This window comes from Phosphitispora fastidiosa, assembly GCF_019008365.1.
Lineage (GTDB): Bacteria > Bacillota > Thermincolia > Thermincolales > UBA2595 > Phosphitispora > Phosphitispora fastidiosa.
Genome location: NZ_JAHHUL010000008.1, coordinates 106792 through 128392 on the forward strand (window position 1 = coordinate 106792; position 21601 = coordinate 128392).

The window sequence follows — 21601 nt, forward strand, 5'->3', positions numbered from 1 at the left end:
ATTATTCAAGTAAAAGGGCTGTAACTTACCCGGCAGATTATTTGGTGAAAAGCACAGATATTAAAAAAGGAAATAACGTATAATAGTAGAATAATGTCAAAAAATATTAATTTTGCCGGGGGGCTAAATGGCAGAGCTTTGGAGTGAGTTCTTAATAATTTTCATTTTAATTCTTATAAATGCGTTTTTCGCCGGGTCTGAAATTGCACTGGTGACTTTCAGAAGAAGCCGGGTCAGGCAGCTGGCAAAGCAGGGCAGCAAGTCCGCCATGGCGGTAGAATACCTGCTAAAGGACCCCAGTCGGCTGCTGGCAACGATTCAGGTAGGAGTAACCTTAGCCGGGTTTATGGCGAGCGCCGCTGCTGCTGTGAGTATATCCGGAGTGCTGGCGGATTTTATCAGTAAGATCCCGGCGCTGGAAAAATATGCTCAGCTGACTGCAGTAATTATAGTCACCATTATTATTTCGTATTTTACTTTGGTTCTCGGGGAACTGGTTCCCAAAAGAATGGCCATGCAGAAGGCTGAGCGGATATCCCTGGTAATTGCCCAGCCTATCGTTATTCTGGCGAAAGCTGCCGGGCCCTTCATAGCGTTTCTGACGGCATCAACCAATTTGGTGGTAAGGATGCTGGGCGGTGAGGTTAAGCATAGGGAGCAGAAGCTTAATGAAGAGGAAATCAGGCTGATGGTTTCTGAACAGGGGGCTCTTGATGAAGGTGAAAAAGAGCTGATTGAAGGTATTTTCGAATTTGGGGACACTGTTGCCAAGGAAGTGATGATACCGAGGACTGAGATTGCTTCACTGGAGTGCAGTCTGACAGTAAATACTGCTCTGGAGGAGATAATCAGGCATGGATTTTCCAGATACCCGGTTTTTGAGGATAATATAGATAACATCACAGGAATCACAACCATCAAGGACCTTTTGAAGGCTGTAAAACGAGGCCATGGTGAGATGCAGGTCAGGGAAATTAAACGTGAGACACACTTTATCCCCGAGTCTAAAAATGTAGCTGAATTATTAAAGGAACTCCAGAAAAGAAGAATGAATATGGCTGTTGTTCTGGATGAATACGGGGGGACTGCGGGTATTGTGACCGTAGAGGACCTGCTGGAGGAAATAGTCGGTGATATTGATGACGAGTATAATGAACACAAAGATGAGGTGAAAAGAGTGGAAATAATTTCACCAAATCACGGTATTTTTGATGGCAGAGTCAGGGTCGAAGAAGTCAATGAAAACCTGAGCCTTGACCTGCCTCTTGAGGATACATATGAAACTATAGGTGGACTGGTTTTTCATCAACTGGGAAATAAGCCTCAGGCCGGTGACGGGGTATGTGTGGATTGTGCTTCCATTAAAGTTATGCAAATGCAGGGAAACCGGGTAAAACGGGTAGAAGTGGTCAAAGAAAATAATCCTGGAAATTCTCCGGGGGAAGAAGAAATCACCGAATAAATACCGCGGGTTGCAGCCGGAACAACTGCAGCCCGCTATTTTTTTGCTGAAATCTATTACGAAAAAATATTCACCCCAGCAGTTCCTTGAGCTTCTTCACATCTGTAATGGGTTGCCGGCAGGCATAATTGGTACATACATATGCTGCAGCCCTTCCCTCTAGAGGATTCCTGTCCCTAATGAAGGGAATAATATCTGAAAGCTGTTCTCCTTCCTCGCCGGGTGCCTTAACTATCAGGAGCAGTTCAGGCCGGAAAACGCTGTTGATTGCCCGCAGCATTTCCTTCATTTCACCGGAATTGGGGTTTCCAGCCAAAGTTACTTCGATAGGTGGCACTATATCAAACCAAACGCCCATCAGGAAATGGGAGTGGCCCATTGGGGTCTCATTAATAGAACCCCCAAATGCCTTCAACTGCAGCCGGGACTTTTCCTCCAGGTCACGGTCACCGGTAAGCCGGGCCAATTTAAGCAGATTGAGGACTGCTGCCGAGTTTCCCGAGGGTATAGCGCCATCATAAGTCTCCTTGGGGCGGCTGATGAGGTTTTCTGCATCAGAGCCGTACTGAAAAAGACCGCCATTGGCTTCATCCCAAAAATACTTTAACATATCGCGGTTAAGCTCCAGAGCAAGTGAGAGATAGTCAGGTTTAAAGGTTGCCTGGTATAATTCAATCAAACCCCAAACCAGGAAGGCATAATCGTCAACATAAGCGGGGAATGCGGCCTCACCATCCCTGTACCGGGCCAGCAGACGCCCATCCTCTCTCCTCAGGTTTTGCCTGATAAATTGTACAGCTTTTTCGGCTGCTGCCGCATATTCAGGCGCATCCAGTACACGCGCCCCCAAGGATAAAGCGGCAATCATCAAACCATTCCATGAGGTCAGTATTTTGTCATCCTTAAAGGGGTGCACCCGTCGGTCCCTGTAAAGGAAAAGTTGTTTCAGGAGTTGGGGGTCTCCATTTTGGTAACCCGTCTTGATCAGGTTAGGAATGCTTTTTCCTTCAAAATTACCTTCAGGGGTGATGTCATATTGCCGGCAAAACCTTTCTCCATCTTCCTGCCCAAGAACATCTTTGATTTCATCAGGTGTCCATATGTAGAATTTGCCTTCCTCCCCCTCGGAATCAGCATCTTCCGCAGAATAAAAAGCGCCCTCCGGTGAGGTCATGTCCCTGAGCACATATGTGAATATGTCGCGCGCTATTTTGGCCCATTTTTCTTTTTTTCCGACCTGATAAGTTTCCAGATATGCTATTGCCAGCAGGGCATTGTCATAAAGCATCTTCTCAAAATGCGGGACCAGCCATTGCCTGTCAGTGGCATACCTGGAAAAACCAAAACCGATGTGGTCATACATGCCGCCCAGGTACATGGATTCGAGGGTCTTTTCCACCATTTCCAGAGCCTGTTCCCTGCCTGTCATCTTCCAGCAGCGCAGCAGGAGGGATAGGTTGTGGGGGGTAGGGAACTTGGGCGCCCTGCCAAATCCGCCGAATTCCGGATCAAAGGAGTTCTCATAATAACTGTATGCCCCGGACAGGGTGTCTTCGGTGATTGAGCCCGTGGCGTGGGTGAAAAAGTTTTTTTCGATGGCGTTTGTTATGTCATCAACCGTCTGCAGCAGCTTTTCCCTTTCATTTTGCCATAGCTCAGTAACCCGGGTTAATATGCTTATCAACCCAGGCATCCCTCGTGAATCCTGCTTGGGGAAATATGTCCCGGCAAAAAACGGCTTTTTCCCGGGAGTCAGAATAACTGTCAGCGGCCAGCCGCCGTGCCCTGTTATGGCCTGGCAGACTGCCATGTAGATAGTGTCTATGTCAGGGCGCTCCTCGCGGTCAACTTTAATGGATACAAAGTTTTTATTGAGAATTTCGGCAACCTCGGTATCTTCAAAGGATTCACGTTCCATGACATGACACCAGTGGCAAGTACTATAGCCGATGGAGAGGAAGATGGGTTTATCTTCATTTTTTGCCTTTTCAAAGGCTTCATCGCTCCAAGGGAACCAATCCACGGGGTTGTAGGCGTGTTGCAGGAGATAAGGACTCTTTTCATTTATAAGTCTATTGGGTGTCTTGGTGAGTTTCATGGGCATCACCTCCTTAAGTCTCTATTTGTTGATAGGATGTCCAAGTTTTGAACTTAAATATGTAAAAATTAAATACATACTGAGAGTGATATTTATTTGTGAATTGAATTCTATTTGTAAATCCGGGGAACTTTATTAAAGAATTGGAATGGAGTAAGGATTGGTGGGACAAAACAATAAATAAGGGTGAGTTCATTAATGATGGATAAATTTAGAATAAGTGACCGGGTAATTTTAGTGCTTTTATCGGGAACTGTTTCTGCGGCAGTTGCAAATACATTTGGGTATATTTCCAAGAGCTTTTATCCACTGACAGTAATTATGCCTGAAGCTGCCGCGGAATTATTTGTCCGTCCAAAGCAAATCCATACAATATTAGGCTTTGTATTCGGAAACCTAATGAGTTTCGGAATGGGAGGACTTCACGCTTTAGCATTTGTGGCAATCCTTGATATAACGGGATGGCGATACTTTTGGTTGAAAAGTTTCGCAGTTACCACTCTTGGTTGGCTAGTAGGAGTTGGTATGTTGTTTCGTGCTCTAGGCGTCGCTTCCGGGAATAACCCTGACTTACTGTCATCAGTTTTATTTTATGGTGCTCATCTTGTATATTTGACAGTATCGGCTTTTATTATTGGAAGGTACGGAGTACCTATAAACGAATTAACAGAGAATATCGGTTTTCGGCAATTCACAAGGGATGAGGTTAGTTTACCACCAACATACGGTAACAAAAGAGTATTCACCATAACCCCTAACCCTGCAAAAAAACTGAAAGTGACTTCGTTTAAGAGAACAAGGTAGGTGTGTGATACCACTACTAAAGCAGATTATGCTGTGACGTACTCCCACCACCTACGCTAGCACTAAGAGGTGGGGGCTTCTTGGGACGTACCGACCAACGTCAGTATAATTACCAAGCTATCCCCGTTCGCCCAACGGTTCTTTGATTATTCTCAGGCTATACCAAGTATCCGGCAGCCTTCATTTTTGATATTGATGGCAGCGTTCACGTCCCTATCCAGTTCTGCTCCGCAACGGGGGCATGTCCAGGTTCTGTCTGCCAGTGTCAATTCTTTGTTTTCATGCTTGCATAAATGGCAAAGTTTGCTGGATGGATACCATTTGTCCGATGGCTAAGCGCCACTAAGATTCTCTATTTCATAAGTGGGAGATAAGTGGCGCTAAGCCCCTGGATAAGTCAACTAAACTTCAGATGAAGTATAAAACTCCATCTGAAGTAAGTTTCCTTTATCAATAATGACCAGATATTTGCCTTTTTCCATTATTTTATATGCTAAAAAAGTTTTTAGCATCCCAAACCCATTATCATTGGTTGATTTTGCTAAATTCAAACTTTGGGCCATGCCTCTCATATTTAGGTCCTCAATAGCAACAACATCATAGGCATTGGCTATCTGCCTTGACAATTGATGCAAAAAGTCCTTTCGCTGATTGGCAACCTTCTCATGGAGTTTCGTTACTTTACGGCGTTGTTTCTCCCTATTCTTACCGCCTTTTTCCCTTTTCGATAGTTTTCGCTGTTCTCTTTTTAACTTAGCTTCAGCTTGGCGGTAGAATTTCGGGTAATCCGGACTGTTTGTCTCACTATCGATAAATAGTGCCTTTGAAGAATAGTCAAGCCCGATAGCCTTTTCTGCCGTCGGTTTTATTGGCTTTATCTTGGCTTCATATTCTACCAGAATAGATATGTAATATTTCCTTGTTGGTGTTTGACTTATTGTTGCTGATTTGATTATAACATTTGGTGGCAATTGCCTGTGTATTTTAACCCTCACATCTTTTAATTTGGGTAATCGAATAGTTTTGCTGTCAATAAGCCTTATGGTTCCTTTTTGGTTATTGGTGGTATAGGATTTTCTGTTATGATGTTTGCTTTTGAATTTCGGGAATCCTACCGTCTTGTCTCTAAAAAAGTTATTGTAAGCCTTATTGAGATTTAGTTGGGCATTGGCCAGAGCCAGGCTATCCACTTCTTTGAGCCAGGGGAATTCTTCTTTGTAATCAGCCGGCAATGCATGTTTTTGCTGTTTTAATGCTTCTTTATCGTCTTTATACTGCTCATAGATGGCCTTTCTATTTGCAAGCATTTGATTATATACAAACCGAACACAGCCAAATGTTTTATTTATAAGAAGAGCTTGTTCTTTTTTTGGATAAAGACGATATTTGTATGCTTTAATCACAGCTTTTCACCCTGTCTTCCAATATATAAACCGCGAACCTATGTTCGTATTTTACCATAATTTGAGCAATCTATCAACAAATTCAGGGAGAAAAAGGAGGCAATTCATCACCCGCCTACGCTCTCACTAGCGTGAGCAAGGTAGCTTAGAGGCGGGAGACTTCTTGCCGCCCGAAGTTAAATTTTAATATGTATTAGCAAACAGTAGCATACTAACCTTGAAACAAGGAGAGGAGATCAACACTGCTTGGTCTTCGCAAAAAAACAGGAGGGGGAAGAAACCATGAAAAGATTTTGGCGCTTCATCTTAAGTGCTGGCCTGCTGTTGATGCTTCTATTTAGCGTGGCCGGGTGTAAAACAGATCAAAATGATACCAAGAAAGAGGGTGATGAAAAAGCAGCTCCAAAAACAGAAGCAAAAGCCACCTTTGTCGGAGACGATGCCTGTAAATCCTGCCATGGCAATGTGATCACCGACTTCCAGGCAACGGAACACGCAGAAGCATTGAAGCCCATTTCGGAATATCAGCTGACCGGCGAACTGCCGAACGTCACCTTGTACGATGGAGCAGATCCGGATAACACAAAACCTACCGAATTGGATTTGTCTGAAGCAAAACTTTACGGTGTAATGGTGGATGAGTATCTATTAGCTGAAGTTCCGGACTTTAAAAGTAAGATTTACCGGGTTGCCAAGCTTGTCAAAAACGGCGATAAATATGATGTCCAAGCCGCCAAATCTGTAGATGTGGACAAAGATGGAAAAGAAGATTGGCAGGCTGCAGACGGTACGAGTTGTGCCAAGTGCCATGCACCCGGTATTTTGGCTGAATCACCCGCCAAGGGAGTTTCCTGTGAATCCTGCCATGGGCCCGGCAGTGTCCACGTGGATGCGACGCCAGATAAGAAGAAGGGCTCAATTAAGGCATCAGCGGACAGCGACCTGCCTGATACCCAGATTTGTCTGGGATGTCACAGGTCTGACCCGGATAAAGACGATGATGGAACTCTGATTGCGAATAACCACTATGGCACACGCAACTGGTTTGCCAGCAAACATGCGCAGAGTGAAAAGCTTGCCGGTTGTATGAGTTGCCACACTTCCCATAAAGCAAATGCCAATGGTCAGCTGCTGCAAAAAGACAGCGCTGAGGATGTTTGTGCGACCTGTCATGAAGGGGCAGATTTTGATTTGGATAAGCTGATGTGGAAAAATCCAACAGACCCCCATGACCATATTACTGCTGATCACAGCTTCGGGGCTATGAAGTATGAAGACCTGGGCGACGATCCGGCGACAAAAGAGATTGAAATTACAAACCCGGCATATGTTGATTTAATCGAGAAGGAATTTCCAGACCTGGCAAAGTAAATAAGAGAAAACAGGTACACCGAAAAACAGGCAATCCGAATAATCGGGTTGCCTGTTTTCTTATAAAAATTCGTGACTTATTCGTCAATGGTTGATTATATGCCTTTATAGTTTTATAATTTACTAGGGTTAATAGATAAAAACCAGTACGGTAAATGCACGATAATTGCAGAACGGGAGGATAGAGAAAATGCCTATCACAGAAATTCTGGCGCGGAATGCCGAAATGTATGGACAGGAAATATGCCTGACAGAGATTAATTTGGATCTCCAGGAAAGTCACAATGTCACCTGGCGTGAGTATGAGCTGATTGAAAATAACCCGGCAGGTGAATACCGGCGGGAAATGACCTGGCGTGTTTTTGACGAGAAAGCAAATCGAATGGCCAACCTGCTTCTGAAGAGGGGTATAAAAAAGGGGGATAAGGTAGCTATTCTTTTAATGAATTGCCTGGAGTGGCTGCCGATTTATTTCGGAATATTAAAAACCGGCGCAATTGCAGTGCCGCTAAATTTCCGCTATACGGCTGATGAAATAAAATATTGTTTAGATTTATCTGAAACCATTGTCTTGATTTTCGGGCCGGAATTTATCGGCCGGGTGGAAGCGATTTGTGATCAAATACCTAAAGTGAAAACACTTTTTTTTGCCGGAGAAAACCGCCCGACTTTTGCTGAAAACTATGACCGCTTAACTGCCAATTGTTCCAGTGAAGCTCCACATATTGAGCTTAAAGATGAAGATGATGCGGCAGTATATTTCTCCTCAGGAACCACAGGATTCCCCAAAGCAATTTTACATACACATCTAAGTCTGATGTCAGCATGTTATACGGAAAATAAGCACCATGGTCAAACGCGTGAAGATAATTTTTTATGTATTCCACCCCTTTACCACACCGGCGCCAAGATGCATTGGTTCGGCAGTCTGTTGTCAGGAAGCAAAGCCGTGTTGCTTCGTGGAGTTAAGCCTGAATGGATACTCAAAACGGTCTCTGAAGAAAAAATTACCATTGTCTGGCTTTTGGTTCCCTGGGCACAGGACATTTTGGATGCCATTGAATGTGGAGATTTGAGACTGGAAGATTATCACCTTTCCCAGTGGAGACTCATGCATATCGGCGCCCAGCCGGTTCCGCCCAGCTTAATTCATCGCTGGAAGAAGTATTTTCCGGACCATCTCTATGATACCAACTATGGCCTGAGCGAATCTATCGGTCCCGGATGTGTCCATTTAGGTATCGAGAATATTCATAAAGTCGGCGCTATCGGAATACCGGGCTATAATTGGGAAGTCAAGATTACAGACGAGGATGGATGCTCTTTAACCCCGGGACAGGTTGGAGAATTGGCTGTTAGGGGACCGGGTGTGATGAAATGCTACTACAATGACCCGGAAGAGACTGCAGCCGCAATCAGGGATGGCTGGCTATATACCGGTGATATGGCCCGGATGGATGAAGATGGTTTTATCTATTTGGTTGACCGGAAAAAAGATGTGATTATCAGCGGCGGCGAGAATTTATATCCGGTACAAATCGAAGATTTTCTCCGCGCTCATAATGCAATTAAGGATGTAGCAGTCATTGGGCTGCCTGATAAACGTCTGGGTGAAATAGCGGCTGCGATCATTGAACTAAAACCGGGCTCTAAGTGTACCGAAGAAGAAATACAAACATTCTGCGCTCCAATGCCGCGTTACAAACGTCCGCGGAAAATCATTTTTGATGAAGTCCCGCGTAATCCCACCGGCAAGATTGAAAAACCGCGGTTAAGGGAAAAATACGGGGCCATAAGTTTAGTGGCGGCTCAAACTGAGAGATAATTAAACAAACCACCTGTAGCATAGTGAGATGATATGCTTATGGGTGGTTTTTTAAACCCCAATTCATTTGGATACCAATTATTGGAGGATTTATTAGCATAATTGTCTAAGTATATCTTATTATTTGTATTAGTATAATAAATATGAATTGAATCAGCATCACATCATCATAATCATTAGGGAGGTGAGTTTAAAATGTTGGGTACAGTAAAATGGTTTAATGCTGAAAAAGGTTTCGGGTTTATTGAACAAGAAGGCAGTGGGGAAGACGTATTTGTACACTTTTCTTCTATTAATACAGCAGGATATAAATCCCTTGATGAGGGGCAAAAGGTTGAGTTTGATATAGAAAAAGGTCAGCGTGGCCTACAAGCCGCTAATGTTAATCTTCTATAATTATAATTTTGTAAATTTACAACTATAGAACCAAATTTGTTTTTTAATGCTACTTTTTGTAGCTTATTTTTTTTGCTTTTTCACCGCTGCCGGCAGAAGTGCAAGCAGGCGGTCTGATTGGGTAAAAGCTGAAAGCTGGAGAATAAAGGATAACCTAATAACGTAGAGGACTATTATCATAATAAGTCGAATTTAATACATTATGAATTTAAAATTTGTGAGTACACGCAGAGAAATTAAGCAGTACCTTAACATAACGAGGCTGATTTATCGCGACTGCATCTATTATCGCGATTCCATGACTGACATCCTTAAGATGTTTTTATATAAAAAGACCGCGTTTATTGAACATAGTGAGTTCCTGCCTTTTCTGATTGAAGACCAGGGGAAGCCGGTACTGCGGGCTGCCTTTATCATTGACCGTAACCTGTCAGACTGCCTGATCATTGCTTTCTTTGAGGCTTATGAGCATCAGGGGGCAGCAGTGGAATTGATGCTGCAGAAGGCAAGGGAATTAGCTAAATCCAGGGGCCTGAAAAAAATTATCTGCGGCTTAGCTGCACACTTAAATTACGGGGTAGGCTTTTTGGCCTCACATTTCGATGTGGCACCCTGTTTTGGTCTTGGTTACACGCCCGGTTACTACCTGGACTACTTCCGGGGGATGCGAGAAGTAAACTTTACCTCCATTCAGGTTGCTGTCGATAAATTTGATTTTGCCGGAGAGGAAGGTTTGCTAAAACGCATTCAGCAGAGGGGCTATACCTTTCGCACAGCAGATTTCTCCCAGTTGGACCGGGAGATTGCCATTTTCACCAGATTAAATAATCTCAGCTACCAGGGTCAGCAGTGGTGGACTGAGCGCACCTTTTCGGAAGATAAGGAACTTTTGTATCCCTTTAGGTGGTTCCTCAGTGGAGAGAATCTGATTATTGCCGAAAAAGACGGAGAACCTGTCGGGCTGCTCCTGTGGTATCCGGATTTTAATCAACTGGTTGCTCCCGGTCAGTGTTTAGGTATTTCCACCCTAATTAAACTAAAATTGGGCGGTAGGCGCCGGATTGACCGCTTTAAAATTGCCGATATTGCCGTTCATCCGAAGTTTCAGGGGACGGGGATAATATTAGGCCTGTTTGAGAGGCTGCAGACCCTGGTTAAAGGCCGCTTCAAATATGGCGAGGGCGGCTGGATTGCAGCAGATAACCTGCTGTCCCGGGGCTTTGCCGGTCGCTGGCGGGATCTGGGCTGTCAGGAATACAAGCAGTATAAAGCCTTTGAAACGGAGCTTTAGGATGAAGTGGATTACTTACGACAAAATTGACCAGGTCCCTACAGACTGGGATGAACTGGCTGGCAGCAACATCTTTTTAACCAGGGATTTTCTCCGCCACCTGGAAAAGGTTAATCCCTGCAGCCAGGCGTATCACCGGCTGGAAGATCACGTGTGCCGGCCAAAGGCTATCTATGTTGACTATACATTGAAGCTGGACATATTTACCTATAGACTGTTGAGTTTTAAGATTCCCCTAAGAATTATGGGGATTCCCTGTTCGGTGGCTAAACCGGGCTTTAGCGCTGCCGCAGGTTATGAAAATGAATTATGGCAGCACTTTCAAAGCCGGAAGGGAGCAAAACTGATTCTGAATTGTTCTCAGAAACTACCGGGCAAAGCGGGTAATACCTTGCCGGCCTGTCGTTTGCAGATTAATTGGAGCAGTTTTGAGGAATATCTTATGGCCATGCGCAGCAGCTATCGCTGCCGGACTAACAAAGCTGTCAGGAAGTGGCATGAGGTTCAGGTTGACATACTGCCGCCATCGCGTTTTGATCAAAACATGTACCTGCTATATGAAGCGGTTTATGCCAGATCCGCCGCCAAATTGGAGAAGCTGTCTATTGGCTTTTTCAGAAGCTTAACCCCTAAAGCCAGGTTGATTAGAGCCACATATAAGGAACAATTGCTTGGCTTTAGCGTCATAGTAGAAAATGATGATGAATTGGTGTTTTTATTTACCGGCTTTGATTATCAGTTAAACCACCAATTTGATATCTATTATAATCTTTTACTGGAAATACTGCGTTTCGGAATTGCCAACAACTATGCCGTTATTGATTTCGGGCAGACGGCAGAGGAGACTAAACTGAAATTGGGAGCCCAGCTGTTTGATTTTGCAATGTACATCGGCCATTCCAATCCCATCATCAATTGGGCTGCCAATCGTGTCCTGGGGGCACTTAGTTACCGGGCGTCGACAGTGCCGTACCGGGTGTTCAAAAACAGGGGGCAGCATACAGAAAACTAAAAAAATATGAGGTATATGATGAGCAGGATATGGGATTTTTGGGCCAAATACTATGACCGCCTCTGGGTGCAGACCTATTCTCTTGGACCGACCAGGAAGCTGGTTATCAAGGAGTTGGAGGGTTTGCTGGGGATTCACAAAGCCCCGGTGGGGAGGCCGGTGCGGCACCTGGATGTTGGGTGCGGCAGTGGTCAGTTAATTGCCGAGCTTATTGAAGTATTTACTCCTGAAGCTATTATCTGCAGCGGAATTGATGCCTCTGTGAAGATGATTGAGCAAGCCAGGGATAAAGGTCTGGCTGCCAAATTCTATCCGGGTGATGCTCATCAACTGCCTTTTGACGAGGCTTCTTTTGACCTGGTCACCTGCTGCCATTCTTTACCTTATTACCATAACCAGCCACTGGCAGTTCAGGAATTTTACCGTGTCCTCAGACCGGGCGGGTTATTGTTTTTGGTTAATGCTTCAGTGAACAGTTTCTATGACCGGGTGATGATGAGTTTAGTGAAGGTAACTACTGGGCCTGGGAATTATCCATCAAAGGCCGGGATGAGGGAGTTAGCAGCTGTCTCCGGAGCGGAATTAATCACCCAGGTCAGGGTGCCGGTCTACAGCCTCATCCCCAGTCTGATATTGACTATTTCCAGAAAGCGGGTGCCTCATGAAGGTATTACTGGTTAGACCCAAACCTCACCCGGATACCATTGGTCTCCAGAGTATCATGGTCTGTGAGCCTTTGGAACTGGAATATCTGGCCGCAGCTATTAAAGAGCGCCATCAGGTTGAATTAGTGGATATGATTCTGGAAAAGGATTCCCTGGAGCATTTCCTGGTCAGATACCGGCCTGATGTGGTTGCTGTAACAGCATATATATCACACATACCGGTTGTCAAAGAATATGCCAAAGCAGTCAAACAGTTTGATACCGCCATTACTGTAGTGGCGGGAGGGGTTCATGCCGAGGTAGTGCCGGAGGATTTTTTTGATGAAAACATCGATTATGTGGTCTATGCTAAAGGCTTAGCAAATTTCAGTCTGCTAATTGGAGAATTGGAAGCAGGCTCCCGGGTAAGTCTGCCGGGCGTTCTAAGCAAAGGTCAGACTAAGGTTCCGGTTGATAATAGGGACCTTCCAACGGTATTTCCTGACCGGACCATCACTGCCAAGTACCGTGATCAATATTACTACATGTATCACCAGCCCTGTGCTCTGCTGAAGACTTCCTATGGGTGTCCCTTTAGCTGTAATTTTTGTTATTGCAGGGAAATCACTGGGGGGAGCTATTATGTGCGGGACCTGGAGGAGGTTATTGCAGAGCTTCTCCTGATTAAAGAGCGGGAGATCTATATTGTTGATGATAATTTCCTGGTTGATCCCATCAGGGTAGAAAGATTTTGCGAATTACTGCAAAAACACCGTTTGGATAAAAGGTTTCTCATCTATGGACGGGCTGATTTTATTGCTGAACATGAGGAAACTATTGCTAAATTTGCTCAAGTTGGGCTGCGGGCTGTTATCGTGGGTATCGAGTCACCTGACAGCACCGAATTGGCACAGTACAACAAGCAGAGCAGTGTCGAAAGCAATGAACGGGCGATAAACATTTTGCAGAAATATCAAGTAGACTGCTATGCTACCATGATTATGGGTCTGGACTGGGATAAGCGGGATTTTGACCGTCTCTTTCGGTGGCTGTCCAAAAACAAACTGCAGTTTGTGAACCTGCAGCCCCTAACCCCCATGCCGGGAACAATTTTACAGGGGCAGTACACCGACCTGCTTATTGCGCCAACTGATTATGCCAAGTGGGATCTGGCCAATCTGGTAGTGAAACCGACCGGGCTTTCTGTACGCAGTTATTACCTGCAGATGTTATGGGTTTACTTTAAAATAACCCTCAGTCCCGGGAGTCTCTTTAAAAACTTACGCTATGGCTTGCTGCCAAACCTGAAACTGTCTCTTGGAGTAACCAAAATAATCTGGCAGTATCTGCAGAAAATCATCAAAGGGTAGTAAGCAAAGTGAAGCAGGCAAAGTGAAGCAGGCAAAGTGAAGCAGGCAAAGTGAAGCCAGAAAGGGGTAACAAACAAGGGGTAGTAAGAGATGCCAGCCAAGAAAGGGGTGTTTTGATGCGAGTTTTACTGGTCCGGCCAGGGCGGAGAAAACAGGCTATTACTCTGGGAGAATTCATGTTTGCGGAACCCATCGGTCTGGAGTGTGTCTATAGTGTCCTGAAGGATACCTGTCAGGTTAAGATTCTGGACCTGATGATAGAGGGGCAGGACTTCACCAAAGAGCTGCAGGATTTTCGCCCCGATGTTGTCGGATTTACTTCCTATTGTATTGATGTATTGGCTGTATTGGAATTGGCAGAAGCAGCAAAGAAAATTAATCCCGGATTTATCACCCTGGCAGGCGGCACACAGGCCTTGTTGGCCCCAGAAAGTTTTTATAACGAATATATTGATCACATTTTTGAATATACCACAAAAGAAAATCTGCTTGAATTCTTTGACTCCTTAAATCGGGGAGAGGAAATCCCGCCAATTGCGGGGGTGCGCAGCCGCAGGGACAATTATCTGGGCACAGGAGCAAAGGGCCTAAATGAGTACATCATTCCCGAGCGCAGCTCCACGGCTGGATATCGCCGGCATTACAGTTATTTCGGGTACAAGCCCTGTGCCATCATGCAGACATCTATGGGCTGCAGCACTCACTGTAAGTTCTGCCTGCGCTGGAAGATCGAAGGACCGGTGGAACAGGATCGGCCCATGACAGAGGTTATTGACCAGATTGCCGGGATCGCGGAACCTAGCATCATGTTTTATGATAATAATTTTCTATATAACCCCAGGCGGTTGGAATATTTTTGCGATGCCATTGAAACCAGGGGCATCAGGAAGAATTTCATCTGCTATGGCAGCGCCCGGAGTATTGCCGCTCAGCCTGAGCTGATGCAGCGCCTGGGTAAGATTGGCCTAAGGGCAGTGCTGGTTGGCTATGAGTCTTTTCGCGATGAGGATCTGGCCAGTTATCAAAAGCAGTCAACTGTCGCGGTGAATTTAGAGGCAGCCCGCATTTTAAAGGAGGCCGGGATTGATTGCTGGGCATCATTTATTCTGCACCCTGACTGGAGCGCAAAGGATTTCGGGGAATTTCGCCGCTGCCTAAAACAGCTTAAGCCGGAGATTTCCTCCTTATCTCCGATGACACCGTTTCCCGCCGGGCTGCTTTACCGGCAGTATCAGGACAGGCTGCTGTTTCCCAAAGAGGCCTATGACCAGTGGAGTTTTTCGGTTGTATCCATCAGACCAAGCCAGATGAGTTTAAGACGTTATTACCTGGAGGTGATGCGGACAAACCTGTATGTAAACCTCTGTCTGAACAATTCCACCTATTTAGTAAGAAAATTCGGGTGGAGGACTATGGTGCGTTTGCTCAAAGGGTCATTAAAATTTGGTTGGACCTATACTAAACTAATGTTAAAGGGCTAATGAGATGAAAAAAAAATTACTCTTAATTCAACCCACTCCCTATGACAGCAGCGGCAGTTTAATTAAAAGACGCAAACTGTATTTTGTGGGTTTGGCCTTACCACTGCTGGCTGCCTTGACACCTGAGGCTTGGGAAATAGAATTGGCTTTGGAAACCATTGAGGAAGTCGACCTGGAAACAGATGCCCAGGTAATCGGCATCAGCAGCATGGGACACAGTGTGATCAGAGCCATTGAATTGGCTAAGGAGTACCGGAACAGAGGCAAAACCGTCATTATGGGCGGGTACATGGTGAGTTTGATGGCAGAGGAAGCCGGTCAGTATTGTGATGCTGTGGTCATCGGTGATGCCGAGGGAGTTTGGCGGGAACTGCTCCTGGATTGGGAAGCGGGGCAGCTTAAAAAAATTTACCGGGCTGAGCTGGATTCCTTAGAAAATTTACCTCTGCCGCGCTATGATTTGCTGACAGATAAAGCCATCGGCGATTTTCTTCCTGTTCAGGCCGGGAGGGGGTGTCCTCACAGCTGCAGCTTTTGTTCAGTTCACTGCCTGTACCGGGGGAAATACCTGAAACGCAGTATCCCGGAGGTGATTCGGGATATTAAATATGTTAAGTCCTTAGGGTATAACAGGTTTTTACTTCTGGATGACAACATTGTCTCAGATGAAGGGTATATGCTGGAGCTGGTGCGCGAAATCGCCAAACTGAAGATGCAGTGGTTTAGTCAGTGTGATATTACGGCAGCCAATAATCCCGTTCTGTTAAAGGCTCTTAAGGACAGCGGCTGTTTGGTCTTAAGCTTTGGTTTGGAAAGCATCAGCCAGGAAAGCCTGGACAGCCTGAATAAAGCCTGGGCCAAAGTGCAGCATTATCCTGACCAGATTCAAAGGATTCGCCAGGCCGGTATTGAAGTCAGTACTGAGATGGTGGTGGGCACAGATGCCGATACGGAGGAAAGCATTTTAGCCACTGCCAATTTCATCGCAGCCAATAAGATTTCTGTCCCGCGATTTTATATTTTAACACCTATTCCAGGTACAGATTTGTTTAATCAGCTGCGCAGTGAGGGCCGGATTTGCAATGAAAATATCTACTCTTATAACGGTACGGAAGCTGTCCATGTTCCGGCCCGGATGAGTCCACAGCAGTTAACCAAAGCCTACTGGGAACTTTATAACCGGGTCTACAGCTGGACCTCCATTATCAAGAGAACGCTGTTAACCCGAAATTTCCTGGCTAACCCAATACAGCAGTTGTTTTATTTTTTAGTTAATCTGAAATACCGGCAGGACATCAGGAAGGGCATACCGCCCAACATAATCTAAAGGATGAACCTGCTAACATAATCTAAGGGGTGAACCAAAAGTGACCCTGCAATTGACCTTTAAGACAGCAGAAACAATTGCGGAACAACGCCAAGCCAGACAAGTCATTCAGCGGGTGTTTGTGGATGAACTGAATTATCGGCAGATGACCATAGATCAGTTTGACCAGATAGCCCATTATCTCATTGCTGTTCAGGACTCCGAGGTAATCGCGGCACTAAGGGTCATTCCTGATGCAGAACTGGGGCTGCCCATCGAAGAGTTTATTGACCTGTCACCTTTAAGAAGTAATGAGGTCAAACTGGCAGAGGTGTCCCGGCTGGCCTGCTTAACCGGCTTTCGCAATTTCAATATCACCTGTAAAGGATTGTCCTTCTTCGAGGAGACTATCCGTTCTTTAGGTTTTACTCATCTTGTGATTGAATCACTATTGGAAACCGTTCGCTTATACCGGTTCCTGGGGTTTACCACTTTCGATGAACCCTTCTATGATTATTCGGTAGACTTATACAATCAGAAGAGTCCTAACTCAATAGGTTTAATGAAAAGCATGAAAGGTTAAAGCAGAGGTAATTTTTGATGGAATTATTCATGGGATTATTGGCGGGACTGCTGGCTGTGTTCGGGGTAACTTATGTTTACTGGCGATATTTTTACTTTTTTCGGGACCCTCACCGGGTAATTACTCAGGATGAGTCAGCCCTGGTTTCTCCGGCAGACGGTACAGTCATATATATTAAAGAAGTTCTCACTGATGAAGTGTTGTTTTGTACTAAACTGGGCAGAAAGATTAGTTTGCAGGAATATTGTGCAGCCCAGGAGTTCCAGGCTCCCTGTTATTTAGTGGGCATTTTCATGCACCCCACCGGTGTTCATGTAAACCGGGCCCCCATTTCCGGGGAAATTGAAAAAATTGATTATCTGCAGGGTAAAAACCTACCCATGACCCTGACCTGGTGGCGAGCCATTTTAGGCCTGAAGCCCTATGAAAAATACGCCGGACACCTGTTTTCCAATGAGAGGAACATTATTGGCATTAGGGGCAGGTTAAGGGTGCTGGTCATTCAAATTGCTGATATATATGTGAATAAGATTGAGTGCTGGGTAAAAGAACAAGACCGGGTAAGCAAGGGGCAGCGCTTAGGGATGATTAAAATGGGTTCCCAGGTTGATGTGCTGCTCCCCATGGCTGCGGGCTTAACTCTTAACATTGAGGTTGGTCGGAAGGTTAAGGCAGGGGAAAGCATAATTGCCTACTACCGGGAGGAAGGATAGTCAATGAGGGTATTATTGGTCAGACCAGGGTATGAAAATCTCTTTGCCAATATTAATATAGTCAATGTGGAGCCCCTTGAGCTGGAGTACCTGTATACGGCAGCTAAAGAAGCAGGACATGACTGCCTGATTTATGATGCCGTAATCCAACGCACCGGTATTCATAAGGTATTAAAGGAATATAATCCGGATATTGTGGCTGTCACAGGTTATATTACTCACAGAGATGTAATGATTGGATATGCTAAACAGGCTAAAGAACACAACCCCGCAGTTCAGGTGATTATGGGCGGAGTGCATGCTGAGCTGAATTATCATGATTTCTATGTGCCGGCAGTGGATTTTATCGTACACTCCGGCGGCATTGTCCCTTTTCGGGAAATAATAACCCTTCCTGTCTCGGGAAAAAAACTGGGAGATATCAAAGGAATCTGTTACCGGTCCGGAGATTCATCCTGGATAGTCAATGAACGCAGTTATATTAATCCGGATGACCTGCCGATACCGGACCGCTCTTTCTTTTATGCCAACCGGCAACACTTCAGATACATAAATTTAAGTCCCTGTGCAGTGGTCAAGGCAGCATACAGCTGTCCACACAGGTGTAATTTCTGCTATTGCTGCCTGTTAAATAACGGTGAGTATGTCTGCCGTAATGTGGCCAGGGTGGTTGAGGAAATTGCCGGCATCAATTGTGAGAATATCTGGATCGTAGATGATACCTTTTACACAGACCGGCAAAAGGTGCAGGAGTTTGCCCGGCTGCTTCTGCAGCAGGGTATTAAGAAGAACTTTATCTTGTATTACCGCGCCGATTTTATTGCCGATAACGAAGAAGTTATTATTACCTTGAAAGAGGCAGGTTTAAAGGTAGTACTGGTGGGGTTGGAGTCCTTTGATGACGATATTTTATCTGATTACAATAAATTGACCTCTAAGGCAATTAATGAGCGCTGCCTGGAAATCTTACGAAAGCATGAAATTGAATGTACCGGGCTGTTCATCGTAGACATTGATGCCACAAAAAAGGATTTTAAAAAATTAAGGGATTATGTAAAAAAGCATCAATTAATGGTCGCGACGGCAGCTATTCTAACTCCATTACCTGGCACCTCCCAGTATGAAAAATATCAGCAGCGGATTAATACGAAAAATCCGCAGCACTGGGATTTCCTGCATTTGGTGGCAGAACCGGGCAGTATGGGAAAACTTCAGTTTTATTATGAGTTTTACAAGTTCTATATTATACTGTTATTAAGCAACAAAAAATCAAAGTATTTAGATATAAATTACCTGCAGCACATTAAGGATTTAGCCAAGGCATATATGAGAGAGCTTACCAAAAGGTTAAAGCAGCAACAAAATAAATGAACTCGGAGGGATGAGTGAACGTGAACAGGCAAATTTTCATTACTGAGGTGGACAAAAATAGACTGCAGAAGCTTATTGATGAAGTTAAAGAGTTTACTCCGGGCAATAAGGGATACCTGGAGAATCTTGAGAGAGAATTGAGCCGGGCATTAGTGGTGGATTCAAAAATGGTTCCGCCTGATGTAATTACCATGAATTCCAAGGTGGTGTTAAAGGATTTGGAATCTGGGGAGGAAATGACTTATACACTGGTTTATCCTGCTGATGCTGAGCTTCTGGAAAATAAAGTCTCTGTAATGGCACCTATCGGGACGGCTATCTTGGGTTACAGTGTGGGGAATGTTATAGAGTGGGAAGTTCCGGGCGGCATGGTTCAGCTGCGAGTGGAAAGAATTCTTTATCAGCCGGAGGCAGCCGGCGATTTAGAATTGTAAGATTGGGTTGAGCAGGGTAAATTCTCCCTGCTTTTTTTATTTATCTGATGGTTTTGGCAACAAAACTCATATAAAACGCTAAATGTGGAAAAAATAGAATGCTGTATAATTTAAAACTCAGGGGAGCAGATATGGGAATAGAGATTCAGGGATTACATAAGAGCTACCAAAATGGTGACCAGATAACTGAAGTCCTTCATAATGTCAACCTGCGAGTCAGAGATGGTGAGCTTATCGCCATAATTGGTCCTTCCGGTTCAGGGAAGTCCACCCTGATGAATATAATCGGTTGTCTGGACCGGCCAACCCGGGGTATCTATTACCTCGAGGGCCAGGACACAGGCAAATTGGGAGACCGAAGACTGGCTGCCATCAGAAACAGGCATATCGGGTTTGTTTTCCAGTCTTTTAATCTCCTGCCACAGTATACTGCACTGGAAAATGTTGAATTGGCCGGACTTTATGGTAATCAACAGCCCAAAACAGTCCGGGAAGGCGCCAAGAAGGCGCTCGTGTCACTGGGCCTTGAAGACCGCATGAAATACCGGCCAAACCAACTGTCAGGAGGACAGAAGCAGCGGGTGGCCATCGCCCGGGCGATTGTCAATTCTCCTTCAATAATACTGGCAGATGAACCGACAGGCAGCCTGGACTCCAGGACCGGAAGGGAAGTGCTGGATATCTTTAAGAGCCTAAACAAAGAGGGCAGAACTGTTATTGTGGTCACCCATGACCCGGGTATTGCCAGGGAAGCAAACAGGATTGTAGATATTAAAGACGGTGTTGTCAGGGAGGTCCCCCATGAGGTTTCGTGAAAGCTTTCGCAGCAGCTTCAAGTCCCTTTTCCATAACAAGCTGCGCAGTTTTTTAACAATGCTGGGAATTATCATCGGGATTTTTTCTGTAATCATGCTCACTTCAATAGGAGAGGGCATAAAAAACCAGGTAACCTCTCAGGTGGAATCCCTGGGGGCCAACCTGTTGTATGTGTTTTCCGGCAAAATCCAGATGGGCCCCCAGACAGGCGAAAGTAAATTGGGGGTACAGCAGGCAGGGTTTGGTCAGACCAATAATACCCTGACCTATGAGGATGTGTTAAATCTGAAGGGACAGAAGGGGATTTCTGCCGCTTCCTGCACATACAATGGTGTTGACCGGCTTGATGACCTTAACATATCTGCTTCAACTACAGGTGCTGATGAGGACTTAATTAAAGTTTCCGGACTGGACTTAAGATATGGCCGGTTTATCACCAAGGATGAGCGGGTAAATAAGGAACGGGTTGCAGTTATTGGCGATCAGGCCAACAAAGAATTGTTTAATGCCGGTAACCCCGTTGGCAAGACCTTTAAGGTCAATGGAAAAGACTATAAGGTTGTCGGTGTTCTGGAATATAAAGAGAACCAAAATATGGGACCCCAGAGTGAGGATATGAATGTTAAGATTTATTTTCCCGTGACTGAGATGATTGACCGCAAAGATCAAAAAAACATCAGCCAGATATTGGTTAAGGCCGTGTCTGCAGAGGCTGTGGAGGGTGTCGAAAAAACTGTCAATGATATAATGAAGAAGAATCATACTGATGACGAATTCACAGTCATGAAGCAGCAGGATATGCTGAATGCCATTAACAATATCCTGGGGATTCTCACTGCAGGACTTGGCGGCATTGCCGCAATCTCCCTGCTGGTGGGCGGCATAGGCATAATGAACATCATGCTGGTTTCGGTCACCGAACGTACGCGGGAAATCGGGGTCCGCAAGGCAATTGGGGCCAGCAGGCGTGATATCCTAATCCAGTTTCTCATTGAAGCAGTGTTTATGAGTATTATCGGAGGCCTGCTGGGTTTGGCAGCAGGGATTGGCGGCGCCCAGCTGCTGCCGTCTGTTCTCCCCAGTATTCAAACAGCAGTATCGCTGACTGCTGTAATCATTGCAATGGTTTTTGCCCTCCTGGTTGGTGTATTCTTTGGTGTCTACCCGGCATCAAAGGCTGCCAAGCTTGACCCTATCGAGGCGCTGCGCAGTGAGTAATCT

The 21601-nt window shown here is 45.2% G+C and carries 19 protein-coding genes and 1 pseudogene; 17 read left to right on the forward strand and 3 right to left on the reverse strand.

The features are described from left to right. Positions 1 to 127: 127 nt before the first annotated feature. A complete protein-coding gene (locus Ga0451573_RS09395; protein WP_231683673.1) occupies positions 128 to 1462 on the forward strand; it encodes a hemolysin family protein in 1335 nt (444 codons plus the stop codon). A 70-nt stretch (positions 1463 to 1532) separates the two neighbouring features. Here the strand turns inward: Ga0451573_RS09395 and Ga0451573_RS09400 are convergent, their stop codons facing one another. Continuing rightward, positions 1533 to 3566 (reverse strand): thioredoxin domain-containing protein, encoded by a 2034-nt coding sequence (locus tag Ga0451573_RS09400; RefSeq protein ID WP_492207354.1) that lies wholly within the window; start codon positions 3564 to 3566, stop codon positions 1533 to 1535. A 192-nt stretch (positions 3567 to 3758) separates the two neighbouring features. On the opposite strand from Ga0451573_RS09400, the gene Ga0451573_RS09405 reads away from it, so the two are divergent. Then, on the forward strand, positions 3759 to 4364 hold the full coding sequence (locus tag Ga0451573_RS09405) for a hypothetical protein (protein ID WP_231683675.1): 606 nt from the start codon (positions 3759 to 3761) through the stop codon (positions 4362 to 4364). Between the two features lie 152 nt (positions 4365 to 4516). On the opposite strand, the pseudogene Ga0451573_RS09410 reads toward Ga0451573_RS09405, so the two are convergent. Next, a pseudogene (locus Ga0451573_RS09410) lies at positions 4517 to 4678 on the reverse strand (zinc ribbon domain-containing protein); the annotation flags it as partial. Positions 4679 to 4765: 87 nt separating this feature from the next. Then, positions 4766 to 5767: an RNA-guided endonuclease TnpB family protein gene (locus Ga0451573_RS09415; protein WP_231683678.1), complete on the reverse strand. Its 1002-nt coding sequence runs from the start codon at positions 5765 to 5767 to the stop codon at positions 4766 to 4768. 282 nt (positions 5768 to 6049) lie between these two features. Here Ga0451573_RS09415 and Ga0451573_RS09420 point away from each other — a divergent pair, with 282 nt between their 5' ends. From Ga0451573_RS09420 to Ga0451573_RS09490, 15 genes are all read left to right on the forward strand, one after another. Then, positions 6050 to 7138, forward strand: coding sequence for a cytochrome c3 family protein (locus Ga0451573_RS09420; RefSeq protein ID WP_231683679.1), 1089 nt, complete (start codon positions 6050 to 6052; stop codon positions 7136 to 7138). Positions 7139 to 7328: 190 nt separating this feature from the next. Next, complete coding sequence (locus Ga0451573_RS09425; RefSeq protein ID WP_231683681.1) at positions 7329 to 8963, forward strand: class I adenylate-forming enzyme family protein; 1635 nt, start codon at positions 7329 to 7331, stop codon at positions 8961 to 8963. A gap of 195 nt (positions 8964 to 9158) precedes the next feature. Then, the gene (locus Ga0451573_RS09430; RefSeq protein WP_231683682.1) at positions 9159 to 9359 is read left to right on the forward strand and encodes a cold-shock protein; all 201 of its coding nucleotides are present in this window, start codon (positions 9159 to 9161) and stop codon (positions 9357 to 9359) included. 217 nt (positions 9360 to 9576) lie between these two features. After that, positions 9577 to 10650, forward strand: coding sequence for a GNAT family N-acetyltransferase (locus tag Ga0451573_RS09435; RefSeq protein WP_231683685.1), 1074 nt, complete (start codon positions 9577 to 9579; stop codon positions 10648 to 10650). A 1-nt stretch (position 10651) separates the two neighbouring features. Continuing rightward, positions 10652 to 11662: a GNAT family N-acetyltransferase gene (locus Ga0451573_RS09440; protein WP_231683687.1), complete on the forward strand. Its 1011-nt coding sequence runs from the start codon at positions 10652 to 10654 to the stop codon at positions 11660 to 11662. 15 nt (positions 11663 to 11677) lie between these two features. Continuing rightward, a complete protein-coding gene (locus Ga0451573_RS09445) occupies positions 11678 to 12343 on the forward strand; it encodes a class I SAM-dependent methyltransferase (RefSeq protein WP_231683688.1) in 666 nt (221 codons plus the stop codon). Next, complete coding sequence (locus Ga0451573_RS09450; RefSeq protein WP_231683689.1) at positions 12324 to 13676, forward strand: B12-binding domain-containing radical SAM protein; 1353 nt, start codon at positions 12324 to 12326, stop codon at positions 13674 to 13676. The genes Ga0451573_RS09445 and Ga0451573_RS09450 overlap by 20 nt, the downstream gene beginning before the upstream one ends. Before the next feature lie 116 nt (positions 13677 to 13792). Then, positions 13793 to 15157, forward strand: coding sequence for a B12-binding domain-containing radical SAM protein (locus Ga0451573_RS09455; protein WP_231683690.1), 1365 nt, complete (start codon positions 13793 to 13795; stop codon positions 15155 to 15157). Between the two features lie 4 nt (positions 15158 to 15161). Beyond that, the gene (locus Ga0451573_RS09460) at positions 15162 to 16484 is read left to right on the forward strand and encodes a B12-binding domain-containing radical SAM protein (RefSeq protein ID WP_231683692.1); all 1323 of its coding nucleotides are present in this window, start codon (positions 15162 to 15164) and stop codon (positions 16482 to 16484) included. 40 nt (positions 16485 to 16524) lie between these two features. Then, positions 16525 to 17046 carry an N-acyl amino acid synthase FeeM domain-containing protein gene (locus tag Ga0451573_RS09465; protein WP_231683693.1) on the forward strand — a complete coding sequence of 174 codons (522 nt, stop codon included), beginning with the start codon at positions 16525 to 16527 and terminating at the stop codon, positions 17044 to 17046. A gap of 17 nt (positions 17047 to 17063) precedes the next feature. Next, the gene (locus Ga0451573_RS09470) at positions 17064 to 17759 is read left to right on the forward strand and encodes a phosphatidylserine decarboxylase (RefSeq protein WP_231683694.1); all 696 of its coding nucleotides are present in this window, start codon (positions 17064 to 17066) and stop codon (positions 17757 to 17759) included. Positions 17760 to 17762: 3 nt separating this feature from the next. After that, positions 17763 to 19130: a B12-binding domain-containing radical SAM protein gene (locus Ga0451573_RS09475; protein ID WP_231683695.1), complete on the forward strand. Its 1368-nt coding sequence runs from the start codon at positions 17763 to 17765 to the stop codon at positions 19128 to 19130. 20 nt (positions 19131 to 19150) lie between these two features. Next, on the forward strand, positions 19151 to 19564 hold the full coding sequence (gene rnk / locus Ga0451573_RS09480; RefSeq protein WP_231683696.1) for a nucleoside diphosphate kinase regulator: 414 nt from the start codon (positions 19151 to 19153) through the stop codon (positions 19562 to 19564). A gap of 131 nt (positions 19565 to 19695) precedes the next feature. Beyond that, complete coding sequence (locus tag Ga0451573_RS09485; protein ID WP_231683697.1) at positions 19696 to 20379, forward strand: ABC transporter ATP-binding protein; 684 nt, start codon at positions 19696 to 19698, stop codon at positions 20377 to 20379. After that, entirely contained in the window at positions 20366 to 21598 is a 1233-nt protein-coding gene (locus Ga0451573_RS09490) for an ABC transporter permease (RefSeq protein WP_231683698.1), read from the forward strand. The genes Ga0451573_RS09485 and Ga0451573_RS09490 overlap by 14 nt, the downstream gene beginning before the upstream one ends. Positions 21599 to 21601: the final 3 nt, after the last annotated feature.

What these genes read in the sequence shown, in the direction of transcription:
- Ga0451573_RS09450 (WP_231683689.1), top strand. Translation starts at nt 12,324, where the DNA reads ATGAAGGTATTACTGGTTAGACCCAAACCTCACCCGGATACCATTGGT.
- Ga0451573_RS09445 (WP_231683688.1), top strand. Translation starts at nt 11,678, where the DNA reads ATGATGAGCAGGATATGGGATTTTTGGGCCAAATACTATGACCGCCTC.
- Ga0451573_RS09455 (WP_231683690.1), top strand. Translation starts at nt 13,793, where the DNA reads ATGCGAGTTTTACTGGTCCGGCCAGGGCGGAGAAAACAGGCTATTACT.
- Ga0451573_RS09475 (WP_231683695.1), top strand. Translation starts at nt 17,763, where the DNA reads ATGAGGGTATTATTGGTCAGACCAGGGTATGAAAATCTCTTTGCCAAT.
- Ga0451573_RS09460 (WP_231683692.1), top strand. Translation starts at nt 15,162, where the DNA reads ATGAAAAAAAAATTACTCTTAATTCAACCCACTCCCTATGACAGCAGC.
- Ga0451573_RS09400 (WP_492207354.1), bottom strand. Translation starts at nt 3,566, where the DNA reads ATGCCCATGAAACTCACCAAGACACCCAATAGACTTATAAATGAAAAG.
- Ga0451573_RS09420 (WP_231683679.1), top strand. Translation starts at nt 6,050, where the DNA reads ATGAAAAGATTTTGGCGCTTCATCTTAAGTGCTGGCCTGCTGTTGATG.
- Ga0451573_RS09405 (WP_231683675.1), top strand. Translation starts at nt 3,759, where the DNA reads ATGATGGATAAATTTAGAATAAGTGACCGGGTAATTTTAGTGCTTTTA.
- Ga0451573_RS09440 (WP_231683687.1), top strand. Translation starts at nt 10,652, where the DNA reads ATGAAGTGGATTACTTACGACAAAATTGACCAGGTCCCTACAGACTGG.
- Ga0451573_RS09470 (WP_231683694.1), top strand. Translation starts at nt 17,064, where the DNA reads ATGGAATTATTCATGGGATTATTGGCGGGACTGCTGGCTGTGTTCGGG.
- Ga0451573_RS09425 (WP_231683681.1), top strand. Translation starts at nt 7,329, where the DNA reads ATGCCTATCACAGAAATTCTGGCGCGGAATGCCGAAATGTATGGACAG.
- Ga0451573_RS09485 (WP_231683697.1), top strand. Translation starts at nt 19,696, where the DNA reads ATGGGAATAGAGATTCAGGGATTACATAAGAGCTACCAAAATGGTGAC.
- Ga0451573_RS09395 (WP_231683673.1), top strand. Translation starts at nt 128, where the DNA reads ATGGCAGAGCTTTGGAGTGAGTTCTTAATAATTTTCATTTTAATTCTT.
- Ga0451573_RS09490 (WP_231683698.1), top strand. Translation starts at nt 20,366, where the DNA reads ATGAGGTTTCGTGAAAGCTTTCGCAGCAGCTTCAAGTCCCTTTTCCAT.
- Ga0451573_RS09430 (WP_231683682.1), top strand. Translation starts at nt 9,159, where the DNA reads ATGTTGGGTACAGTAAAATGGTTTAATGCTGAAAAAGGTTTCGGGTTT.